The organism is Kordia sp. (assembly GCF_022447245.1).
GTDB lineage: Bacteria > Bacteroidota > Bacteroidia > Flavobacteriales > Flavobacteriaceae > Kordia.
On sequence record NZ_JAKVBC010000076.1, the window covers coordinates 1 to 3,468 of the forward strand.

Below are 3,468 nucleotides of genomic sequence, written 5' to 3' on the forward strand. Positions count from 1 at the left end.
TGAGTTTGGTTCTCAGAAATTCCTCTGAAATAGAGTCTATATCAGCATTAGAAGCATTTATAGCATTGTTGATGGCTATGGTTTGTGCTGAAGTCATTGTTGAGTAACTTGTGTTTTCTAGTTGGGCAATCGGATGTTTTGAATTGTATCCCCAAACATAACTGACTCTAGTACCATCTTTTTTACTAACTTCCATTGGAAGCCCCAAAAGGTTATAACTGTGATATACCAGGCGATCTTCTAAATTGGCTAATTCATCAACTAATCCTCCTGTAGACGTAACTTCTCCTTTGGATGCAGCTACTTTCTTTACAAGAATTAGATTTGGTGAAAATTCATGATAGGTATTTACTAATGTGCTTATTTTTTCTCCGTTTTTATACTGTACTATTGCCAATACCTCATTTGCCTTATTAAGACTTAAAAGTTCTGCTACATAAGAACCATAAAAACTTGGATCTGTTGGATAGAAGTATTTGGTTTGCTGATGTTGTTCTACCCCATTTTCTTCATAATACACATCTTTCTGATTTATTTGAAAATTAGTAGTATCATAACTATTTACGGATCTTGAATTAGTTTCAGATGCAGTAGTTGAAGTAGTTCCTACATAAAAATATTCGGTAGTTTCTGTTTCTTTGAGTTTTGCCCAGCCGGATGATAGTGTATTTGATATAAAAGCAAATGGAACACTTTCACAATTGTAATATGATCTTGGCCAAATACAATCATTATAACAACCTCCACCAGGTGCGCCTGCTCCTCCAAGTTGACATAGTAATACAGGGTCTGTTACTATAATATCTCTATATGCAGTATAGCTTCTGTAAAATTGCAACCACTCACAAGAAAGAGAATAAAGGGTATAATTTGTACTTAATGCAGTTTCTTCATGTTCGTAAGTATTGATCAAAGATGTTAATTTTCTCTCCTGATTATCAAATACTTCTTTTGATAATAGCAATCCTCTTTTAAAATCTAAATTTGGCGCAGGTGCGTACGGATAGGTAAATACTGCTGAGGGACTCGCATAATCCTGAGGTGATGTATAGGTATAAATTGTATGTCCATTTGAACCTAAAGTCCCTCCTGCTACATTTTCTTGAACTACTTTTACTTTTTTGTATCCTACATAATTACCTTTCGTTAATTCACTATTTATCCCATCAGTTTCTACAGCATAACGAATTCTGTGTACATTAAAATTATGGCATATATCTTCTTGTCCAAATAAGTACTTATCGTGAACAAAAGTGTAGTTCTTACGCAAACCATGCATTGTTCCATCTATGGCGCCTGAAGAACGTGTGCCAGAGAGAAGCCCTAATCCAACACCATCGCCTTCATCATATAAATATCGAACTTTTGTAGACGGATTTGTTGCAGTTGGTGTTTCTTTGAATAGAATATTTTTAATACGAACGCCACCTCCGTAGATATATCTCTTAAAATTTGTTATATAATCTTTATATTTTACTTCAATATCTGCTTGAATATTAGTAATTGATGAAACATGAAAAGATATAAATCGAATCTCATATGTTCCAGCAGGAATATTAAACTCATTACATGATTGATCTAATCTTACAGGATATTCAAAAGTTTCTGTTCCATCAATGCGAACAAAACGAACCTGAGAGTTAAATAATACATCCTGTATTGTTTCTCCAATACCAAGTGTCCCAGTGACAGTTGGATTTATAACTTCTAATGAAATACGTTGATCATTAGCTATGGTAAAGGTATTTGACGCTCCAAGAGTTGAAGAGGAAACTGTGAAATTGACGGGACTGCCAGTGGTAGCATAATTATTTGTAGCATTGTTTACTCTAAAATCAACTGTTTGAATATCCCAATTGTCAGGATTTCCCTCTTTAAATTCCCAATCTGTTAAGGAAACTGCTCCATGTCCAGATGCAGTACTTCCCCCAAGACCAGTTGGTAGTTCCTGACTTTTATGATACGATATGGTATTGTTTTCAAAAATAAATTCTTTACTACCTCCAGTAGGATATGTAATCTGTTTTAAAAGACCTGTTAATATGGCTTCTTTATCAAAAGTAGCTGTATAACCACAAGCATTCCCTGTTGGTGTCATCCAACCACTAGTGTATCCCCAATCATCAGAAATAGAATCAAAAGGCAATAAATCTTCCTTGTTGTTATATTCTAGATTATATATCATTGGTTGACTTCCTATCGCCTTAGTTTCTGTAACACGTGTTAACCATAACCTTGAAGTAATATCATAGTCTAAATGGATTGTTTTGTATGTAATACCATTTTTATCCTTCACTATGATATCTTCTAAAATTGCTCCTGTAGCCTCTTCTTGATTCGTTTCTGGATGTTCTGTTTTAGAAATACCAAAAGAGATAGTTGATTGATCTCTAAAGGTTATTTGCGATACTTTTTTTGTAATTCCTGAAGATGTATTATACGTGTGTTCTTTTTTGGGAAGAATAGCCGTTGGATTGTAACTATTTCGCATCATATCATTCCAATTTGATGGTGAATTGACAATAGTTCTTTTTGTTCTCGATACATACGTAAGATATTGTTCACTTATATCAGCATATGTAAATGTTGCCAAATCAATATTGTTAGGAGATGTAATTTTAGCAAGGTACCATGCATTCGTAGTTACTTTTATATTTCCTTCTCCCAGTAAGTTTTCGCTATTATTAAAATATCGTGTTGCAGTTAAAGATTGTGACTGTAATGTTTCCTTAACTTCAAATAAGTACGTATTCCCAGAAGTATCAGTCAAAGTAAAGCTATGTAACTTATATGTGGTAGGATCATAGTTGATCTCTATAAGAATTTGCAGGTTTTTTGTTAACAGTTTTGGGACAAGATTCGCTCCTTCTTTAACGATAATAAATCTTCCCGAAAGCCCAAGAGCACTAAATTGAAAAATATCGGATTGATGATCCAATTTTTGGTATGTTCCTTTTCCTGCATTGAATAAAAACTCTTGTCTATCATCAGTTGATAAACTACTATAATTCCAAAAATCATCTATGTGAAATACTCCAATATCTGAACCATTCAATCCACCTGCTTGCTCTTCATCAGCAATTCCTCTTACAGTTCTAGAAATAACACCACCCGCTTCCAAACTCCAACCAGTTCCTGTCCACCCGGAACGTGAATCTATTCTCACGCCCATAGTATTATAGCGTAAGGCTAAAGGCATTTGTATACCGAACCCTAAATTTTTAGTGTATAATGGTATTGAGATATCAGGTTGACCACTATAATGATCAACAGGTACTTCTTCAAAAGTCATCAAATTCGCGACTGTCGGCGAAGGCGGAATGACTTCGGGCAGATCAAAGCGGTCTTGATCTTGGGCATAAAAAATAGTAATACTAAAAAGTCCTACTACAAACAGTAATTTTTTCATAAAATTGTTCATTTTTAATTCGTAAAATACTTGTGGTTATATATTGGCTGTTAGGTTCG

Annotated in this window: 1 protein-coding gene; it reads right to left on the reverse strand. The window is 34.2% G+C overall.

The genetic code is table 11. The features are described from left to right. A partial coding sequence (locus MK119_RS24070) for a hypothetical protein (RefSeq protein WP_290684261.1) occupies positions 1–3,409 on the reverse strand: 3,409 nt, incomplete at its 3' end. Between the last annotated feature and the right edge of the window lie 59 nt (positions 3,410–3,468).